This window comes from Acutalibacter caecimuris, from assembly GCF_034335085.1.
In the GTDB taxonomy this organism is placed as follows: Bacteria; Bacillota; Clostridia; order Oscillospirales; family Acutalibacteraceae; genus Acutalibacter; species Acutalibacter caecimuris.
Window position 1 is genome coordinate 116,345 of record NZ_JAWXXJ010000009.1, and the last position, 19,476, is coordinate 135,820.

The window sequence follows — 19,476 nt, forward strand, 5'->3', positions numbered from 1 at the left end:
TGTTGCCCTTTTGGGCAGAAAAGGAGAGAATATGACATCTACTGTTAAGCGGAAAAGCATGGCGCTGATTATGGCCCTGCTTCTGTGCTTTTCCATGTTCGTCAGCTTCGGTACTACCGCCCAGGCTGCAGGAGAGCGCTCCGAAATCTATATGGTCAGTTTCCCCCGCGATGCCGAGAGCAACCGTGACCATTGGGATCGGGACAACCTCCAGTTTATGAACGGCTGGTATATGGAGGCTTACGATATGTTTGCCACCTTCGCAGTCGGCTCCTATGAGGGCAAGGTGGCGTACTGTATCGAGCCGGGTACTCCCATCGACAACGCTCACACCTTCACGGCGAAGGACGAAACCTTTTGGGACAACTACCCCTCGTCCCTCAACAAGACCATCGATGCCGACACCATAAAATCGCTCATTGGCCGGATTTTGCAGTACGGCTACACCGGCAACATCGACCCCACCTGGGTATCTCAGAACAGCGCCGCAGCTGACAAGCTGGCACACGTTTATGCAACCCAGCTTCTGATTTGGGAGACCATCGTGGGTGAACGCGATGAAAACTTCGGTCACGTCAGCACCGGCGGGAAAAATCCTGTGCTGGACTTCGTTAAGCAGGGACACCCTCTCCGTTCTCGTATCATGGACAAGTACAACTCCATGGTCACCAGTGTGCAGAACCACAGCAAGGTGCCGTCCTTCATGGCGAAAAGCCGGGGTAAGGCTCCCACCGTCGAGCTGGAGTGGGATGGCAACCAGTACACTGCCAAGCTCACCGATGACAACAAAGTGCTGGGGAACTACAATTTTACCTCTGACTACAGCGCCATGAAGTTCACCATCAGCGGCAATGTGCTGACGATCACATCTCCCACCGCGCCCACTGGCAACGTGACCGTCAGCGCCAGCAAAAAGGATTCCAAGCGTATGGGGCTGGTTGTGTGGGATGACGGCACTTTTGGCCCCGGCGTGGGCCAGCAGAACACGGTCACCTATACGCAGTCTGTAACTGACCCCATCGCGGCCTATCTCAAGCTGAATGTTTCCTATGGCTCCGCCAAAATCATCAAGACCTCCGAGGATGGCAAGGTGGCGGGTATCACCTTCCGCATCACCGGCAACGGCATCGACCAGACCGTTACCACCAACAGCCGGGGCGAGGTGCAGATCGACAACCTGCAGCCGGGCGAGTATACTGTCACGGAGCAAGTGTCCGGCGATTACGTTCCCCAGGAACCGCAGAAGGTGACCGTCCAGGCCGGGCAGACGGCGACTGTCGGCTTCAACAACAGCTTGCAGAAGGGCAGCCTGACAGTTACCAAAAATAGTGAGGATGGGCTGAATTCTGGTGTTCGGTTCCATCTGTATGGGACTTCCAGTATGGGTGAAACTGTGGATTTGTACGCCACCACCAATGGCTCTGGTGTAGCGCAGTTCACCGATGTGCCCATTGGTAGCGGGTACACCCTGGAGGAAGTTGACACGGCGGTTCGCTATGTCGTCCCCTCTTCGCAGACTACCAATATTGAGTGGGAAAATGTCACCAACGCCACCTTCCGCAACGTCCTCAAGAAGTTCAATATCACTCTGAACAAGGTGGACGGCGAGACCGGCACTCAGCAGGGCGACGCCACTCTCGCAGGCGCTGTGTACGGCGTGTATAAGGACGGCGAATTGGTGGACACCTACACCACGGACAGCGATGGGCATTTCACTACCGGCTATTACACCTGCGGTTCCGGCTGGACGGTGCGGGAGATTACCCCCAGCGAGGGGTATCTGCTGGATGAAACGGTGTACCCTGTAGGCGCTGACCCCAAGCAGTATGAGGTGGAGTTCAACTCCGCGCCTGCTCTCACCAGCCCCGAAACCGTGCAGAAGGGCAAAATCACCATCATCAAGCATTGTGACGATGGCTCCACCCAAATAGAAACCCCCGAAGTCGGTGCGGAATTTGCCGTATTCCTGAAGTCCTCCGGCGGCTATGATAACGCCAAGGAATCTGAGCGCGACTACCTGACCTGCGACGAGAACGGCTATGCTGAGACCAAGTTGCTCCCCTACGGCGTGTATACCGTGCGCCAGACCAAGAGCTGGGATGGCCGCGAGCTCATGAAGGACTTCGACGTGTTCATCAACAAAGACGGCGGTGTGTACCGCTATCTCATTAACAATGCGCCGTTCACCAGCTATGTCAAGGTAATCAAGACCGATGCGGAAACCGGCATGGCCATCCCCTACGCCGGGGCTGGGTTCCAGATTTTTGACCCCAATGGGCAGCTTGTCACCATGCGGTTCACCTACCCGGCGGTCACCACCATCGACACCTTCTACACCACTACCGATGGTACCCTTATCACCCCGGAGGTTCTGCCTTACGGCACAGGATATTCTCTTGTCGAGGTGCAGGCTCCTTATGGCTATGTGCTGAACGACCAGCCTGTCTATTTTGACATCACCCCAGACAATTCCACCGAGGAAAGTGCCGTCACCGTGGTAGAAGTGGAGCGGCCCAATATGCCGCAGAAAGGTACCATCTCTATCACCAAGCTGAGTGAGGTGTTCTCTTCCGTGGCAGCTCTGGGCGGTGCTTCCACAGATGAGGACGGAAACGAAATTGAATTGCCTGTCAGTTATCAGCCGGTCTACGAGGAAAAGCAGTTGGCGGGCGCGGTCTATGAGGTAACAGCCGCCGAGGATATCGTCACCCCGGACGGCACCTTGCGCTATGCTGCAGGCGAGGTGGTATCCACCCTTACCACCGCCCAGGACAGCCCTGTTGCCACCGAACCCCTCTACCTGGGGAAGTACCAGGTGAAGGAAGTGGAGGCCCCGTTTGGCACGGTTTTGGACACGAAAGCGCACACCGTGGAGTTGACCTACGCCGGGCAGGAAGTGGAGATCACCGAGGCCAGCGCTGCCCTCCATGATGACCGGCAGAAGATAAAAATCAGCCTAAACAAAGTGCTTGAGCAGGACGAGCGGTTCCAGCTTGGCATGAACGGCGAAATTGCCATCGTGCAGTTTGGACTGTATGCTACCGAGGATATCACCGCCGCTGACGGTTCTGCTATCCCCGCTGATGGGCTGATTGAGACCATCAACTGCACAGAGGACGGCTCCGTTGTGTTTATTACCGACCTGCCTCTGGGCAGCTACTACGTTAAGGAGATCAGCACCGACAAGCACTACACTTTGCCTGATACTGTGTACCCGGTTTTGTTTGAGTATGCTGGGCAGGATGTTTCTGTAGTAGAAATCGCCCTGAACGATGGCGAACCAATCACCAACGAACTCATTTACGGCAGCATCAAGGGCCTGAAGATCGACAGGGAGAATCAGGAAGTCATTGCCGGGGCACTGTTCGGCTTGTTCCGTCCTGATATACTACAGTTCACTTCCGAGACCGCAATACTGACCTCCACCTCAGATGAAGATGGCGTGTTCTCCTTTGAGAATGTGCCTCTGGGCAACTGGATCGTCCGGGAGCTGCAGCCTGCCGAGGGCTATCTGCCCAACACCGATGCCCATCATGTGCAGGTGGAGCGGGACGAGCAGGTTATTGAAATCAATGTTGTCAATGACCGTATCCCGGAGCTGGGCACTACCGCCAGCATCGGCGGCGAGAAGGATGTCAATGCCACCGAGGTTTTCGTCCTGGAGGATGTAGTGGAGTACACCCATCTGGTGCCGGGTAAGGAGTACGTTGTTAAGGGTGTGCTTATGGATAAGGCCACCGGCGGAGCGCTGAAAATCGATGGTGTGGAGGTGCGCTCTGAAACCACCTTCACACCGGAGAACCCCAGCGGCACGGTAACAGTTGCGTTCGAGTTCGATTCCAAATATATCAAGGCCGATACCGACATCGTAGTATTCGAGAATCTGTATCAGGAGGGCCGGGAACTGGCTGTCCATGCTGACCTGGAAGATGAAAATCAGACAGTCACTGTCAAAGTGCCGGAGATCGGCACCCAGGCCACCATCGGGAAAGAAAAAGAAGTCACCATCGACGGCCCAGTCACTATCGACGATGTGGTGGCCTACAAGAACCTGACTCCCGGCAAAGAGTATAGTGTTTACGGCATCCTCATGGACAAGACTACCGGCGAGGCCCTAAAGGTTGCAGGAGAGGAAATCCACGCGGAAAGTACCTTCACCCCGGAAACGGCAGATGGTGAAACTGTAGTACAGTTTACCTTCGACACCACCGGGCTTGTGGATTCCACGGAGATTGTTGCCTTTGAAAGTTTGTCCAGGGAGGGCATCGAGTTGGCGGCTCACGCTAATATTGAAGACCCGGCGCAGACCGTCAAGGTAACGGTTACCGGGCCGCGCATTGGCACCAAAGCCAGTATTGACGGCAAAAAAGAGATTTCTGCCGAGGGCCTCATCACTATTGAGGATATAGTGTCCTACAAGGGCTTGACCGTCGGCAAGGAGTACAAGCTGACCGGCACCCTCATGAACAAAACCACCGGCGAACCCTTTAAGCTCAACGGCGAGGAAATCCGCGCCGAGGTTGTGTTTACTCCCGAAAAATCTGAAGGAGAGGTCACGGTTCCCTTCCCCTTTGACACTTCTTGGGTGAACTCCACTACAGATATCGTGGTGTTCGAGAAACTGTCTCTGAACGGCAAGGAGATCGCCCGTCATGAGGATATTGGCGACAAGGAGCAGACCGTCACCATCATCGTCACCAGGCCAGAGATCGGCACTAAGGCTACCATCAACGGCAAGGGAGAAGCTGCGCCTGCTAAGAGCATCACCATCGAGGACGTAGTGTGCTACAAGAACCTGACTCCCGGCACAGAGTACAAGCTGGCAGGCGTGCTTATGGATAAGGCGACCGGCAATCCGTTCAAGGTTGGCGACAAAGAAATCCGCGCCGAGGCCACCTTTACGCCTGAAAAGGCCGATGGCGAAACTATAGTAAAGTTCACCTTCGACGGCAGCGGCATCACCCAGGCCACGGAAATCGTGGTATTTGAAACTCTGTATCAGGGCGAGGTGAAGATCGCCGCTCATGAGGATATCAATGACGAGGCTCAGACCGTGAAAATCGTGCCGGTCTCCCCCGGAAAACCTACCACACCGAACCCCGGCAATCCGCAGACCGGCGACCGCTCCATCATGGGTTTCTGGATCGGCCTAGGCGCTATCGCTCTAGGCGGGCTGGCGGCTGGCATCATCATGTACAACAGAAAGAAAAAAGAGGATGGTGAGCGATGAAAAAGGTGTATATCTGCGCCCCTTTGGCTGGGGACGTGCAGGAAAATATTGAGCGCGCAAAGCGCTATTCTGAATACGCACTGAGGTGCGGGGCGGCTCCGGTCACCCCGCATTTTTATGCGCTCTGTCTCGATGACAGCATCCCGGAGGAACGTGAGATGGGCATGGCTGCTGGGTTGTCTTTGCTCTGGTTTTGTGATGAAGTTTGGGTGTTCGGCGACCAGACTACGGACGGCATGAGGGCTGAAATAAAGCTGGCGCACAATCTCAATATCAGGGTCAAAGTTATCAAGGAGCATGAAATCAAAAAAGTGATAGGAGATGTTTCGGCATGAGAAAAAGATGGGAAAAATTTCTGCTGTGTATCGTTTTCGCGGCGCTGCTGGTGCCGGTTCTGACGGTTCCCGCCATGGCTACCGGTGACGTGGCGGGCGCTATCCAGAGCACCTGGACAACAGCGCAGACCCAGATCCGGGCGGTGGTAGACAATGTGGTGTTCCCCGTCATCGACATGATCCTGGCGGTGCTGTTTTTTGTTAAGGTGGGCGGCGCATATTTCGACTATAGGAAGCATGGGCAATTGGAATTTACGGCCCCGGCCATCCTGTTTGCCTGCCTGATTTTCACGCTCACGGCCCCGCTCTATATCTGGACGATACTGTAAAAATATTCACGAAGTGGGAGGGGCAATGCGCTCCTCCTGCTTACATTTTTCGGAGGTGGTCAACATTTTTGATTGGTTAGGCGACATCCTCGGCGGCATCGGAAGTGCTGTTGGCGGGGTGTTCGATACGATTGGAGAGCAGGTGTCCGCAGCCATCTGGGACGCCATGATACGATGGTTTTACAACACGATTTTTGACGCGGCCAGCGACTTCTTCACCATGATGGGCAATATGGGCGCGGATATCTTCGACCTGAACTGGGTCAGTGCGACCATATCCCTGTTTACACTTTTCGGCTGGTCACTATTCATTGCAGGAACGGTGGTAGCTGTTTTCGATATAGCCATAGAATACCAGACCGGCAGGGCCAGCGTCAAGACCACGGCGATAAACGTCCTGAAGGGCTTTTTTGCCTGTTCGCTTATTGGCATTTTACCGGTGGAGCTCTATAAGTTTTGCATCAGTTTGCAAAATACCTTCGCGGGCGACCTCACCAGAATCTTCTCCGGGCAGCAGGCGCAGGGGCTTTCCGAGCAGAGCATCGCCATCCTGACGGCGAATTTTGTGCTGCCCCAGAATACCGTAATAGGGCTGTTTGAACTGCTGGCGCTGGTAGCCTTTGCCTACTGCGTGATGAAAATTTTCTTCGCAAATATCAAGCGCGGGGGCATCCTCTTAATCCAAATGGCAGTGGGGGCGCTCTATATGTTCTCGGTTCCCAGAGGTTATACGGACGGATTCAACCAGTGGGTCAAGCAGATCATTGCGCTGTGCTTGACGGCTTTCTTGCAGACAACCCTGCTGTTCCTTGGTCTGCTGACGTTCTCGGACAATATGCTGCTGGCCCTGGGGATCATGTTGGCGGCGGGTGAGGTGCCGAGGATTGCCCAGCAGTTTGGGCTGGACAGCTCGGTCAAGGTGAATATGATGAGCGTGGTACACGCCACCAGTACGGCGGTCAATATGACGCGCTCTGTGGCAAAGGCCATAGCGTGAGGTGCCTATGAAAGATAATCTGGAATTGGAACGCAATGACATCGCCATCGACTCGGACATGGAGGTGGACGGCGATATCGGGCAGGAGATCACAGTTTATATCGAAACTTGGTTTGACGTGGATAAGAAGTTCGGCGTCCACACCAGCGCGGACGAGGGTGCCTGGCTGAATATGTACGGCAAGTTCAATCCTTTTGAAGATACGCTCCGCATTGAGTGCGAGATCAGCCGGGATGATGGCTCCTCGTACTTTGACTATGAGCCGACCGCTGGTGAATCGCAGTTCATTAAAGATATGATCACGGAGAAAATCCGGGAACAGTACGACCAAACGCCCCAGGAATTTTGTGATGAATTCACTGTGGGGCCAACGATGGGAGGGATAAAATGACAACCTATTTATATCCGCAAAACCTGAAAGCGACAGCGAATCTCTGGCTGTGGAGTCTGCGGGATTTCGCTATCCTGTGCGTGGCGGCGCTGCTTTCGGTGCTGGCGCTGGTGCAGCTTCACTTCATGGTGCCTGCGGCGGTGACGCTGTGCTTTGGATTTCTCACCATCCGCATGGATGACGCCACAGTGCTGGATTTCCTGAAATATGCTGTGCGTTATTTCATTTCAAGCCAGCAAATCTACGATTGGAGGTAACGACATGGGCAAAAAGAAAAAGGGGCGCTCCACTCAGGAGCTCATGGGCATCCAGAACTTCACCAGATACGGGCTTGCCACAAACCGTGGCGAGCTCTTGTTTTTTCTGGTGTCTCCCACCAATATTTCAGTGCTGTCCCATGCCAACATCGAGATAAAGATTCGCCATCTCATGATGGTGCTGTCCGCAATCCCCGACATTGAGATCACCTGCACCGACTCCTGTGAGTGCTTCGATGATAACCAGGCGTATCTGCGGGGGCGGCTCCAGGAGGAAGGGAATCCGCTGGTTCGGCAGCTCTTGGAGCAGGACAGGGAAATGCTCGACCGGGCACAGGCGGAGATGGCCACAGCTCGACAATTTCTGTTCATCAGCCGATGTAAAGGCATGAAAGCAGATCAGGTGTTTCAAGCTGTGAACCGGATTGAGAAAGTGATATCCGAGCAGGGCTTTGAAGTGCGGCGCATGAGAAAGAGCGACATCAAGCGCTTTCTTGCCATTTATTTCGACGCCAGCATGAACGGCGACCAGCTGCCGGATACGGACGGCGGCCAGTTTTTTGAGGTAGGACAATATGAACCGGAGGATTAGATTTGTGATTCTGGCTTTGCTGTCACTGGCTGTTCTGCTGGTCTGCGGATATATGGTGGGCCGGGAACTGCTGTCACGGCAGAAAGAAAAAGAAGATTTCGAGCAGCTCGCCAAGCTGGTGACCGTAAAAAGCCCTGCTGCCAGCCCTACCCCAACAGGGCCTCCCGCAGCCGATGAGCATCCAGCGGCTACAGCCACTCCCACCCCCGATTCTGAAGAAGAATCACAAGAGCAGCGCCGCGATCTCTCCGAACTGTTCGCCATGAATGAGGACTTTGTGGGATGGCTGTGTATTCCTGAAACCGACATCAACTATCCTGTCATGCACACGCCGAATGATCCTGAAAAATACCTTCGCCGAAATTTTCAGGGCGAGTACAGTGAATCGGGTGTCCCTTTTCTCGATTTCCGATGCAGCCTTGACAGCGGCAACCTCATCATCTACGGACACAACATGATGAACGGCACGATGTTCGCCGGGCTGCAAGGGTATGTACAGGAGGACTTTTGCAAGGCCCACCCCATTGTGGAATTTCAGACCGCAGATGGCTGCGCGGAATATCGGGTGTTTGCTGTGGCCTGGGTCAAAAGTAATGATGAATGGTACAAGTTCGTAGGTGCCAATAGTGCGGAAGATTTCAACAGCGCTGTTGATAAAGTCATTGGCAAGGCGCTGTTTTCCATCAGCTCTGCACCTGAATATGGCAGCCAGATTTTAACATTGTCCACCTGCTACGACTCCGCCCACAACGGCAGACTGCTTGTGCTGGCGGCAAAATTATAGAAAGGTTGTGTGACTATGTCCAAGAAGAAAAAGAACAAAAAGATGAATCCGGCCCAGTTGGAGGCTATCCGTACCAAGGATTTTTTCGACTGCATCCTGCCGGGCTCGGTGCGCTTTATGAGCGATTATTATATCGTGGGCGACAGCTACCGCAGCGTGTGGGTGGTGCGGGAGTACCCGCCCAGCACGGAGGAACAGGCGATTCTCTCCCAGCTGGCCGACCGTAGCGGGGTCACACTGCGTATCTACCACAGGTTGGTGGAGCCTATGGAGCAGAGGAAAATCCTACAAAATGCCACCCGCAAGAACAAGCTCATGTCCGGGGGCAACGACGTAAACGAAACCATAGAGGCCCAGGGAAACCTCCAGGATGTGGTGGAACTCCTCGCTAACCTGCGAAAGAACAAGGAACCTCTGCTTCACTGTTCCGTTTTTATCGAGCTAAAGGCCCGAAGTCTCGACAAGCTCAAGGAGCTCCAGAGTGAGATATCCATGGAGCTGACCCGCTCAAAAATCTCCGTAGACCGCCTGACTCTGCGGCAGAAAGAGGGCTTCCTTTCCGTTCTGCCTGTGGGCGCCAACCAGTTTGGGGCGCAGTATGAGCGGGTATTACCAGCATCCAGCGTTGCCAATTTGTATCCCTTTAACTTCTCTGGCAAGACCGACCCCCACGGCCTATATATCGGGCGGGACAAGTACGGCTCCAATGTTCTGGTGGATTTCGACCGCCGGGCCGAGGACAAGACCACCAGCAACATCCTCATCCTCGGCAATTCCGGGCAGGGCAAGTCCTACCTGCTGAAACTCATTTTAACAAATCTGCGGGAGTCCGGCAAGACCTGCATCTGCCTGGACGCGGAATCAGAGTACGAGGAATTGACCCGCGCCCTGGGCGGCTGCTATATCGACTTTATGTCCGGGGAGTACACCATAAACCCCTTGGAACCCAAGGCATGGACGGACGGCTCCGGGGAGGTAGACTACGCTACGCCGGATGCCTTCAAACGTGTCACTCGTTTGAGCCAGCACATTGCGTTCCTGAAAGACTTCTTCCGGGCGTATAAAGATTTCACCGACGCGCAGATCGACACCATTGAAATCCTGCTCATGAAACTGTATGCCCGGTTCGGCATCACAGACAGTACCGACTACGCCACGAAAAAGCCCTGCGACTTCCCCATCCTCTCCGACTTCTATAAGCTGTGCCAGGAGGAATTCCACACCTATGACAGAGAAAGAAAATATCTCTACACCGAAGAAATGCTCCAGGAGGTGTGCCTGGGCATCCACTCCATGTGCGTGGGGGCGGAGTCCAAGTATTTCAACGGGCACACCAATATTGTGGACGATAGGTTCCTGTGCTTCGGGGTAAAGGGCCTCATGGACACCAACAAGCGGCTCAAGGACGCCATGCTGTTCAACATTCTCTCCTATATGTCCAACGAGCTGCTGGGCAAGGGCAACACCGCCGCCAGCATCGACGAGTTATACCTGTTCCTGACGAATATGACGGCAATCGAGTATATCCGCAACGCCATGAAGCGGGTGCGCAAGAAGGATTCCTCGATTATTCTGGCCAGCCAGAACATTGAAGATTTTCTTATTCCGTCTATCCGGGAGTTCACGAAACCTCTGTTCAGCATTCCCACCCACCAGTTTTTGTTCAACGCCGGACAGATCAACCCCAAAGATTTCATGGATGCCTTGCAGGTGGAGCCCAGCGAATTTGAACTCATAAAGTACCCGGAGCGCGGCACCTGTCTGTACCGCTGCGGCAATGAGCGGTATCTGTTGCAGGTGATTGCCCCGGATTATAAGTCCGCCTTGTTCGGAAAGGCTGGTGGGCGATGAGTGCAGCGCTGGGCGCGGCGCTCAAGAAAATCGCTGTTGCTCTGCTGTCAGATCCCAAAACTCTCAAGAAAGTATTGGCTGTTGTGCTGACCTTGCTGGTGGCGGTCATCATGCCCATAGCGGCGGTGATCGCCATTTTTAGCGCGGATTTTGAGATAGACGTGCCGAAGTTCCAGCGCCTGGCTGTGCAAAATTTGACCCCGGAGCAGCGGGTCGACCTGCTATTTATCGAGGACACCGGCAGCGAGATTCAGGCGGCCCTGACCGCCAGAGGGCAAGAAAAACGGCTCAAGGAGGCTCTGGTGCTGTTCCTGTTCGCTCTGGGGGACTTTGCCCACGAGCCAGGGTTTGTTGAAAAGCTGGCAGGCTGTTTCGTAGAGGGCCAAACCCATGCGGAACTCATTGCCGCCGTGAATGCTGCATTCGGAACGGACATCGACCCGGAGGACTTCGAGAAAATCATGTCTTTTGTGAACCGGCAGATCGTGGACGTGGCCCGCTCCCAGCTCGGCAATGTAGGCGGCGAACCGTACTGGAGTTGGTATGGGTTCCCCTCCCGTGTGGAGTGGTGCGCCTGCTTTGTAAGCTGGTGCGCCGACCAATGTGGCTATATCGACAGCGGTATTATACCACGGTTTTCGGGCTGTGAACAGGGGGCTGGATGGTTCAAAGCAAGGAATCTCTGGCAGGACGGTTCCGCCACGCCCACGTCAGGGGCTATTATCTTCTTTGACTGGCTGGACGAAAACGGCATCCAGGACGGCAGCCCTGACCATGTGGGCATCGTGGAGAAGGTGGAGAACGGCAGGGTGTACACCATTGAGGGCAACTCCGGCGACGCTTGTCAGCAGAACAGCTACCCCATAGGGTACTTTGAGATTCTGGGGTATGGCACGCCAAAATATGAATCAGGAGGTACGGAAAGTGATAGTGAAAGTAACGCCCCAGTGGAGGGAACCTGAGATCCTTGCCCCGCCCTGGGAGATCGTCCATACGGTGGAGCTGCCGCCAGGAGAATTCCGCAAATTTAAGGAGGATCTGCTACAGCCCCAGCCCTTTATTATGGAGCACGCCAGTGAGATGTATATGGACGAGCATGGTGTCACCCACGGAATGCTGGTGCTCTGTGAGGGCATCGATGATGGAATCCTTGTGAATTCCGAGGGCTTTGCCTACGCCCGGTATGCCGCATATTTGTCCGGCGCACGGACGCTTTCCCTTATGAACCGCTATCCGTCCCTGCGGGATTTTTGTGTGCAGATGGATGGCCTGGTGGAGAAATACGTCCAACAGGCGGTGGCAGAACAGGAGGATGGCGCATTCACCTTGCCGTATTCTGATGTAGATGCCGAGGTGGAACAGCGGGTATACGACGAGGATATGGTCAATTTCGACCGGCAGTTATTTCTGGATATGCTCTCGGAATGCCCGGAGTTCGACGAGGTGGAGATCACCGAGAACGAAATCTATCTGACTATCGCCCCGGAGTTTGTGCAGGAACAAGCTCCGGGGATGTCTATGTGAAGGAGATGATTCTCATGAAAAAAGACAGCATCACCATCCCCTACGACGAGGAAAAGCTGGCGGCGCTCCGTCTCTATTTGGAGCAGAAGGGCCAGTCTGTGGAGCAAGAAATGGTCTCTGCCGTGGACGCGCTCTACGCCAAAGCTGTCCCAGGCAACGTCCGGGAGTTCCTGGATTTACGTTCCGGCATGGAGCCGAAGCCTGCGGAGAAACGCAAGCGTCCCCGGCCTGCGGCAGAGCCAGAACCGGCTGCTGACGTTCAGCCAGTCTCCCCTGCGCCTCTCCCGGAAAGCCGTGATAGCTTTTGAGGACACAAAAATTTGGTATTGAAATCGAGATGACCGGCATTACCAGGGCCGCAGCCGTCCAGGTAATTGCCGGTCATTTTGGTACCAGCGCCACCCATGTGGGCGGCGGTTACGACACCTACACGGTGCGCGACAACGATAACCGGCAATGGAAAGTGGTCAGTGATGCTTCTATTCGCAGAGAATCCAGGCGTGGTGAATCCCGAAATAGCGCCTACGCCGTAGAGTTTGTGTCTCCTATCTGCAAGTACGAGGACATCGAAACCATTCAAGAATTGATTCGCAAACTGCGCTCCGCTGGGGCCAAGGTCAACGCCTCTTGTGGAATTCATGTTCACATTGACGCCTCGCCTCATGATGTGAAAACGCTCCGCAACATTGTCAATATCATGGCAGCGAAAGAGGAGCTGCTCTATAAGACCCTCAAGGTGAACGTCAACCGGGAGCATTACTGTGCCAAGGCCGATACCCGGTTTCTGGACGAGCTGAACGCAAAGCGCCCCACGTCTATGGATACCTTGGAGTCCATCTGGTACAACGGACGCTCTGGCAGGAATTACCACTATGATGAAAGCCGGTACCATGGGTTCAATCTGCACTCGGTGTTTTCCAAAGGTACCATCGAATTCCGGCTCTTTAATTCCACACTCCATGCCGGGGAAATCAAGTCGTATATCCAGCTTTGCATGGCAATCAGCCATCAGGCACTGGTACAGAAATCCGCCTCCAGAATCAAGACCCAGAGCAGCAACGAGAAGTATACCTTCCGGGTTTGGCTTCTGCGGCTGGGGCTGATTGGTGACGAGTTCAAGACAGCCCGGCACCATCTGCTGAAGAATCTGGACGGCAATATTGCCTGGAAAGATCCTGCCCAGGCCGAGGCTCAGAAACAGCGGCTGGCTGAGAAAAGGCTGGCGGAATCCGTTGCCCAGGCTATGGAACTGGCGCCTGTTCCTCCAATTTCGGAGGAAGATGAAGCGCAGGATGAATCAGAAGAACCTCGAATGAGTATGTGAAAGGATGAGAAAATTGGCTAAAAAATTATACGTTGCCTATGGCAGCAATCTCAACAAGGGGCAGATGCGATACCGTTGTCCCACGGCAAAATACGTTGGCACAGGTGAGCTGCAGGGCTATGAATTGCAGTTCAAGGGCCGGGAGCGTTCGGCTTTCGCCACCATTGGCCGCAAGGATGGTGCTTCGGTGCCGGTGGGCATTTGGGAGATTCAGGCCAGAGATGAACGCGCGCTTGATATGTATGAGGGCTTCCCCAGCCATTATTTCAAGCGGGATGTGCAGGTGCAGATGGGCAATCGAGAGGTCAGCGCGATGGTGTATATCATGAACCCGCGCATGAATTTCAATCTGCCGTCCCCAAGTTACTACGCTACCGTGCGTCAGGGCTACAAGGATTGTGGCCTGGACACTGATGTGCTGGAACAGGCTTTGCAGAGCAGCACCCAGCGCTATTATAACGTGGCTTCGATGTACCAGCAGCAGTCACTGTTCGATTATGACGAGGATGAGCCGGAGGAAGATGAGGATTTGGAGGATGAGGACGAAGATGAATGGGAGGATGTGGATGACGATGAGGACGAGAGTGAGGGGTATGATTTTCACTTTCATATGTGAGGGGGCACGATGATGAATCGCGTTAAGGAAGTGAAAAAAGCGCTGGGTGCCGAGTATGTGTACCAGCGGTTCATGACGGAGAGGGAGGTGTCCCGCCTGCGGCGGCAGGCTCCCCAGCACATGGATGATACCATCGCCGCCAGCCTGACCGTGGGCTGTATGAAGATAAACGCGGTACTGTTTCTGTCGGATGTTACTCTGCGACTGGGGTATGATGTGTACGTCAAGGACTCCCCCGGCTCCTCAGAGTGGATTTGTTTTGACTGCCCCAGCGATCGCGCCAGCCTGAAAGAGTCCGATATGCTGGCGGTGCTGGATAGGATCGTCGCGGAGAACGACCTCTCCTATACCGAGTGCTGCTTTGAGCGGTTGGAGGGCATTATGCCGCCGGACAAGAAAATCGGATAGGACTTGCCAGCAGGGTCGGCCCGTGTTGCCCAACCTGTGGCCCCGTGCCGGGGCTTGCGGGGCTGGGTCGGGAAAACACTCGGCCCTGCACCGGCGCAGGCCGTGTTGGGCCAGCGTGGGGCTGGTTTGGACAAGTCCCAGAATCGCTGGTTTTGGGGCGGTTTCGGCAAGGTCGAAATGCAAGCGGGAGAAAGTGAGGTGGGTTGCGCTGCACCCATCCTACGGTTCACTGCGCCCGGCAATGCCGGTCGCGTCGAGCGTTTTCGGGCTTTTGGTCATGCGAATTTCAGGGTGGGTTGCTGTTGGAGGTACCAGCAGTATGGGTGGTTGTAGTGCCGAAAAAAGCCGGAAATACGATGTTTTGAGTAGGGTTGCGAAATTTAGAAGGGGGTGAAGCCATGCCCGCACCAAAAGGGAAAAAGAAATTTCTGCTATGGGCGTACCCCAGTACGCTGGAGCTGGTCAAAAACAACTACCGCAAGGACAAGAGCAAAAGCCAGTCCGAGTTCATTGACCGGGCAATCTGCTATTACGTGGGGCACGTCACGGCGGACGAAGATACCTCGTACTTGCCCAACGCGCTCCTGTCCAACATGAAAAGTATTGTCGCTGAGAGTGATAACCGCCAGAGCAAGATGATGTTCAAGCTGGCAGTAGAGCTGGCCATGCTCATGAACGTGGTTGCCGCCAGCAGCGAGATAGATGAAATCTCTCTTGCACGGCTGCGCGGTGAATGTGTCCAAGAGGTAAAAAGGCTCAACGGAAATTTCAGGTTTGAGGATGCGGTCGAGTGGCAAAGTTAGTCACGAAGTTTAAGTTTCTGAAACCAAGCGCTCGTCAGGGGCGTGGCGGGTACGCAAAATATATCGCTACTCGTGATGGCGTGGAGAAAATCGATGACACCAAAAAGTTTGCGCCGGTCACTTGGAATCAGAAACATCTCATCAAGAAAATTCTCCGTGACTTTCCTGATACTCGAGATATGCTGGAATACGAAGATTATTTGCACAAGCAGACGGTGGAATCTGCTTCTGAGTTCATCTCCCGCGCGATTGAGGACAATGCCGCTGTTGCGCTGAATGCGAAAACCTACGCTGACTATATTGCAACCCGCCCCCGCGCTGAACGCTTCGGTTCCCATGGGCTGTTCACAGATGACGGTGTGCAAGTGAATCTTGCAAAGGTGTCACAGGAGCTCAACAACTACGGCGGCAACGTGTGGACGGTGATTATTTCTCTGCGCCGGGAAGATGCAGAACGGCTGGGCTTTGACAACGGCTCCCGCTGGCGGGATATGCTCCGCACCCAGACCCAGGCGCTCTCTGAAAACCTGCGCATCCCTATGGGACACCTCAAGTGGTTCGCGGCGTTTCACAACGAGGGACATCATCCTCATGTGCATCTCATTGCGTACTCCACCGTGGAAAGTGAGGGATACCTCACTAAGCAAGGTGTGCAAAAATTGCGCTCCTCTTTTGCGAAAGATATTTTTTCCCAGGATTTACTGTGCATCTATGAAAAGCAGACGGAACACAGGAACCGGCTACGTTCTGAGAGCAGGGATGTACTGGCTGAAATTGTTGCGCAGATAAATGCTGGCGGATATTCTGATCCGCATTTGGAGGAACTGCTGGTGCAGCTTGCCCGGCGGCTGTCTCGCACCAAAGGCAAAAAGGTGTATGGGTACCTCAAGGCAGATGTAAAAGCTCTTATTGATTCCATCGTCGATGAGATTGCAAAGGACAATCGTATCTCTACACTTTATGATTTGTGGTATGAGCAGAGGGAAAACGTGCTGCGCACCTACAACAGTAGTCTGCCGGAGAGAGTGCCGTTGTCACAAAACAAAGAGTTTAAAGTGATTAAGAACGTCATCATCCAGGCAGCTATGGATTTGATGTTGGATAGTCAGCAGAACCAAGACGTGGTTGAAGATGATGTCGAAATCACACATGGGCACTCGCTGTCAGTTGCTTGTACTGGCATTGGTATGAACGCTCTGCACCTGCTCCAGCAGACCAGTCAGATCTTGCAAAATGAGGTACGGCCTGTCTATCAGGATAAGAGTGTCGACCGCAAGCTGCGCCGGAGAATCAACGAGAAAAAGCAGGCGCAGGGTTTGAGGCAGGGGTAAAAATATGTATGAATTTTTATGAAATTTTCTGTAGGTTTGCCCACTCGATTTCACTGGATTTATGGCAATGGATTGGGCATGATTGTGATAGGAGGTGGCACTATGAAAATACTTGATATGCTCTACGATGGCCAAATCTATCCCGCCGAAACCGTTAAGCCCGCAACAGAAAAGTACCAGCGGCTTAATGAAGAAAAGCAAAAGCTGATAGACGAACTGCGTGAGAAGCTGTCTGGCGATGACCACCAGCTGCTGGATCGGATCGATGACTTGTCCGATGGAATCTGTGACGAGGAATGCCGGTGTATGTTCGCGGAGGGTGTACGCTTCGGCGTGGGCCTGATAAAGGAATTGGGTGAAATGGATAAGCAAGACAAGTAGAAAGTTGGGAAAGAGGATGCCGTGCCGCTGAGCACGGCTTTTCTCTTGGAAAGGAGAGCAATGTCAGGATATATCCCTTTTACAGACGAGCAGAAAGAAAAGGCCCGGCGCACCGACCTTGCTGGCCTGCTCCGCAGCCAGGGTGAAACTTTACGCAAATCCGGCTCGGAGTTGGAGTGGCTGGATGGTTCGCAAAAAGTTACCATCCGGGGTAACCTATGGTTTCACCAGTACGAGCAGGTGGGCGGCGATTCCATCGACTTCGTGAGAAAATTCTACCACAAATCTTACCCGGAAGCAATGGAATATTTGCTGGGCCGGAGTGATGGTATGCTTTCCGTTATGCCGCCTGCGCAAAAGGCACCGTCCAAGTTCGAACTGCCTCCCGCCAACGACAATATGCGGCGGGTATTTGCCTATCTGTTGAGCAAACGAGGTATTGACAAGGATGTGTTGTATGCTTTCGTTCACAAGAAGATGATTTACGAATCCGCACCGTACCACAACGTGGTGTTCGTTGGCTTTGATAAATACGGCTTCCCTCGTCACGCAAATAAGCGGGGAACCAGTTCTGCGTCCACCTACAAAGGCAATGCTGTGGGAAGTGTACCAGAGTACAGTTTTCACTGGAATGGTAGGAGTGACCGCCTCTATTTGTTCGAGGCCCCCATCGATATGCTCTCATTCATCTCTATGAACAAGAACGGCTGGCACAATCACAGCTATGCGGCGGCTTGTTCTGTTTCGGATAAAGTGTTGTTTCAATGTCTGGCAGATAATCCTGGCATCAACAAAGTGACCATCTGCTTCGATAGCGACGAGCCGGGCCAGCTTGCCGCACAACGGATTACCGCAAAACTCATCATGCAGGGTGTAAATTCCGAAATCCTCGTGCCGGTCAGCAAAGACTGGAACGAGGATTTGCTATGTGGTGACGGATTGGAGGTGGAGCAGTCATGCCAAATATCGCGCCGTTGATTTTCGTGGCGGCTCTCATGTTTTGCGCCCTGTCGGGCGTGACGTTGCTGGCGCATATCTACAACCTCAATAATATCAAGGCAAAGACGGTTGGCGACGGGCAGCACGGTACGGCTCGGTGGGCAACGAAAGCAGAGATAAGAAAAGTGTACCAGCACGTCCCATTTACGCCGGAACGCTGGAGAGAGCAGGCTGCTCATGGTCAGGAACCTACGCTGGAAAATGGGCAGGCACTCCCCCAAGGCATTGTTATGGGATGTACCGGCAGAAAAGAAACTGTTGCCATGGTGGACACCGGCGACGTTCACACGATGATGATCGGTGCGGCTGGTGTTGGGAAAACCGCTTATTGGCTGTATCCCTGCATTGAGTACGCCTGTGCATCCGGCATGAGCTGGTTATCAAGCGATACAAAGGGGGACCTGGCACGAAATTATGGCGCCATTGCAGAAAGATACGGCTACCATGTTTCGGTAATCGACCTGCGCAATCCCACCCGCTCCCACGGTAACAACCTGCTCCACCTGGTAAACAAATATATGGATGCCTATCTTGAATACCCCGACCAGCTGGCATACAAGGCAAAGGCTGAAAAGTACGCAAAAATCATTGCCAAGACCATCATCCTGTCCGGTATGGACGGCGCGTCTTTTGGCGACAACGCCTATTTTTACGATGCCGCCGAGGGACTGCTGACAGCCACCATCTTGCTGGTGGGTGAGTTCTGCGAGCCGCAGAAACGGCACATCGTGTCCGTGTTCAAAATCATCCAGGAGCTACTGGCTCCCTCCCAGCAAAAAGGACAAAACCAATTCCAGCAGCTCATGGCCATGCTGCCCAATGACCACAAGGCTAAATGGTTTGCCGGGGCCGCGCTGAATACTTCAAAGGAATCTATGGCCAGTGTTATGGGTACCGCATTGTCTCGCTTGAATTCGTTCCTCGACAGCGAATTAGAGCAAATTTTATGCTTTGATACGGAAATAGACGCAGAAAGATTTTGCAATGAAAAGTGCGCCGTGTTCGTTATCTTACCCGAGGAAAATCCCAATTCGTTTTTTATGATTTCGCTCATAATCCAGCAGCTCTATCGGGAGATTCTGTCTGTAGCTGATGAAAACGGCGGCAAGCTGAAGAATCGATGTGTATTCTTCGCTGACGAATTTGGCACCATTCCAAAGATTGAGTCCGCTGAAATGATGTTCTCTGCCTCCCGCTCCCGGCGCTTGCAGATTGTGCCTATCATCCAATCCTTTTCACAGCTGGAAAAGAACTATGGCAAAGAGGGTGCAGAGATTATCGTAGATAATTTGCAGGATATCATCTTCGGCGGTTTTGCACCCAA

At 53.7% G+C, this 19,476-nt stretch carries 19 protein-coding genes and 1 pseudogene; all 20 read left to right on the forward strand.

Annotation, left to right across the window (positions count from 1 at the left end):
* The first annotated feature begins 31 nt into the window (after positions 1-31).
* On the forward strand, positions 32-5,230 hold the full coding sequence (locus U8U01_RS07110) for a VaFE repeat-containing surface-anchored protein (protein WP_322172892.1): 5,199 nt from the start codon (positions 32-34) through the stop codon (positions 5,228-5,230).
* Entirely contained in the window at positions 5,227-5,565 is a 339-nt protein-coding gene (locus tag U8U01_RS07115) for a DUF7768 domain-containing protein (protein WP_304433350.1), read from the forward strand. Before U8U01_RS07110 ends, U8U01_RS07115 begins: the two co-directional genes overlap by 4 nt.
* A complete protein-coding gene (locus U8U01_RS07120; RefSeq protein WP_322172894.1) occupies positions 5,562-5,894 on the forward strand; it encodes a DUF3852 domain-containing protein in 333 nt (110 codons plus the stop codon). The genes U8U01_RS07115 and U8U01_RS07120 overlap by 4 nt, the downstream gene beginning before the upstream one ends.
* 25 nt (positions 5,895-5,919) lie before the next feature.
* Positions 5,920-6,891 (forward strand): conjugal transfer protein TrbL family protein, encoded by a 972-nt coding sequence (locus U8U01_RS07125; RefSeq protein ID WP_322172896.1) that lies wholly within the window; start codon positions 5,920-5,922, stop codon positions 6,889-6,891.
* Positions 6,892-6,898: 7 nt separating this feature from the next.
* Positions 6,899-7,282 (forward strand): hypothetical protein, encoded by a 384-nt coding sequence (locus U8U01_RS07130; protein WP_322172899.1) that lies wholly within the window; start codon positions 6,899-6,901, stop codon positions 7,280-7,282.
* A complete protein-coding gene (locus U8U01_RS07135) occupies positions 7,279-7,539 on the forward strand; it encodes a hypothetical protein (RefSeq protein WP_161929595.1) in 261 nt (86 codons plus the stop codon). Before U8U01_RS07130 ends, U8U01_RS07135 begins: the two co-directional genes overlap by 4 nt.
* Before the next feature lie 4 nt (positions 7,540-7,543).
* Positions 7,544-8,131, forward strand: a complete 588-nt coding sequence (locus U8U01_RS07140) for a hypothetical protein (protein ID WP_304584772.1) — start codon at positions 7,544-7,546, stop codon at positions 8,129-8,131.
* A 4-nt stretch (positions 8,132-8,135) separates the two neighbouring features.
* A complete protein-coding gene (locus U8U01_RS07145; RefSeq protein WP_304584773.1) occupies positions 8,136-8,915 on the forward strand; it encodes a class B sortase in 780 nt (259 codons plus the stop codon).
* 15 nt (positions 8,916-8,930) lie between these two features.
* A complete protein-coding gene (locus tag U8U01_RS07150; protein WP_322172902.1) occupies positions 8,931-10,766 on the forward strand; it encodes a VirB4 family type IV secretion system protein in 1,836 nt (611 codons plus the stop codon).
* 473 nt (positions 10,767-11,239) lie between these two features.
* A pseudogene (locus U8U01_RS17435) lies at positions 11,240-11,728 on the forward strand (CHAP domain-containing protein); the annotation flags it as partial.
* Positions 11,691-12,290 carry a DUF6329 domain-containing protein gene (locus U8U01_RS07160; protein ID WP_322172906.1) on the forward strand — a complete coding sequence of 200 codons (600 nt, stop codon included), beginning with the start codon at positions 11,691-11,693 and terminating at the stop codon, positions 12,288-12,290. The pseudogene U8U01_RS17435 and the gene U8U01_RS07160, both read left to right, overlap by 38 nt.
* Positions 12,291-12,304: 14 nt before the next feature.
* Entirely contained in the window at positions 12,305-12,598 is a 294-nt protein-coding gene (locus U8U01_RS07165; protein WP_217959701.1) for a DUF6103 family protein, read from the forward strand.
* On the forward strand, positions 12,595-13,614 hold the full coding sequence (locus U8U01_RS07170) for an amidoligase family protein (RefSeq protein WP_322172909.1): 1,020 nt from the start codon (positions 12,595-12,597) through the stop codon (positions 13,612-13,614). The genes U8U01_RS07165 and U8U01_RS07170 overlap by 4 nt, the downstream gene beginning before the upstream one ends.
* Positions 13,615-13,627: 13 nt before the next feature.
* Positions 13,628-14,230, forward strand: a complete 603-nt coding sequence (locus U8U01_RS07175; protein WP_322172910.1) for a gamma-glutamylcyclotransferase family protein — start codon at positions 13,628-13,630, stop codon at positions 14,228-14,230.
* 12 nt (positions 14,231-14,242) lie between these two features.
* On the forward strand, positions 14,243-14,638 hold the full coding sequence (locus U8U01_RS07180; protein ID WP_322172912.1) for a hypothetical protein: 396 nt from the start codon (positions 14,243-14,245) through the stop codon (positions 14,636-14,638).
* Positions 14,639-15,036: 398 nt separating this feature from the next.
* Complete coding sequence (locus U8U01_RS07185) at positions 15,037-15,441, forward strand: hypothetical protein (protein ID WP_290463003.1); 405 nt, start codon at positions 15,037-15,039, stop codon at positions 15,439-15,441.
* On the forward strand, positions 15,429-16,772 hold the full coding sequence (gene mobP3 / locus U8U01_RS07190; protein ID WP_322172914.1) for a MobP3 family relaxase: 1,344 nt from the start codon (positions 15,429-15,431) through the stop codon (positions 16,770-16,772). The genes U8U01_RS07185 and mobP3 overlap by 13 nt, the downstream gene beginning before the upstream one ends.
* A 102-nt stretch (positions 16,773-16,874) precedes the next feature.
* The gene (locus tag U8U01_RS07195; protein WP_322172916.1) at positions 16,875-17,153 is read left to right on the forward strand and encodes a DUF6809 family protein; all 279 of its coding nucleotides are present in this window, start codon (positions 16,875-16,877) and stop codon (positions 17,151-17,153) included.
* Between the two features lie 60 nt (positions 17,154-17,213).
* Positions 17,214-18,131: a DUF3991 and toprim domain-containing protein gene (locus tag U8U01_RS07200; protein WP_322172917.1), complete on the forward strand. Its 918-nt coding sequence runs from the start codon at positions 17,214-17,216 to the stop codon at positions 18,129-18,131.
* A partial coding sequence (locus U8U01_RS07205) for a type IV secretory system conjugative DNA transfer family protein (protein ID WP_322172919.1) occupies positions 18,110-19,476 on the forward strand: 1,367 nt, incomplete at its 3' end. The genes U8U01_RS07200 and U8U01_RS07205, both read left to right, overlap by 22 nt.

Bases quoted from the DNA above. Each gene is read 5' to 3' on its own strand.
- U8U01_RS07185 (WP_290463003.1), top strand. From the start codon at position 15,037: ATGCCCGCACCAAAAGGGAAAAAGAAATTTCTGCTATGGGCGTACCCC.
- U8U01_RS07195 (WP_322172916.1), top strand. From the start codon at position 16,875: ATGAAAATACTTGATATGCTCTACGATGGCCAAATCTATCCCGCCGAA.
- U8U01_RS07135 (WP_161929595.1), top strand. From the start codon at position 7,279: ATGACAACCTATTTATATCCGCAAAACCTGAAAGCGACAGCGAATCTC.
- U8U01_RS07150 (WP_322172902.1), top strand. From the start codon at position 8,931: ATGTCCAAGAAGAAAAAGAACAAAAAGATGAATCCGGCCCAGTTGGAG.
- U8U01_RS07140 (WP_304584772.1), top strand. From the start codon at position 7,544: ATGGGCAAAAAGAAAAAGGGGCGCTCCACTCAGGAGCTCATGGGCATC.
- U8U01_RS07165 (WP_217959701.1), top strand. From the start codon at position 12,305: ATGAAAAAAGACAGCATCACCATCCCCTACGACGAGGAAAAGCTGGCG.
- U8U01_RS07125 (WP_322172896.1), top strand. From the start codon at position 5,920: ATGCGCTCCTCCTGCTTACATTTTTCGGAGGTGGTCAACATTTTTGAT.
- U8U01_RS07110 (WP_322172892.1), top strand. From the start codon at position 32: ATGACATCTACTGTTAAGCGGAAAAGCATGGCGCTGATTATGGCCCTG.
- U8U01_RS07200 (WP_322172917.1), top strand. From the start codon at position 17,214: ATGTCAGGATATATCCCTTTTACAGACGAGCAGAAAGAAAAGGCCCGG.
- U8U01_RS07180 (WP_322172912.1), top strand. From the start codon at position 14,243: ATGAATCGCGTTAAGGAAGTGAAAAAAGCGCTGGGTGCCGAGTATGTG.
- U8U01_RS07120 (WP_322172894.1), top strand. From the start codon at position 5,562: ATGAGAAAAAGATGGGAAAAATTTCTGCTGTGTATCGTTTTCGCGGCG.
- U8U01_RS07115 (WP_304433350.1), top strand. From the start codon at position 5,227: ATGAAAAAGGTGTATATCTGCGCCCCTTTGGCTGGGGACGTGCAGGAA.
- U8U01_RS07130 (WP_322172899.1), top strand. From the start codon at position 6,899: ATGAAAGATAATCTGGAATTGGAACGCAATGACATCGCCATCGACTCG.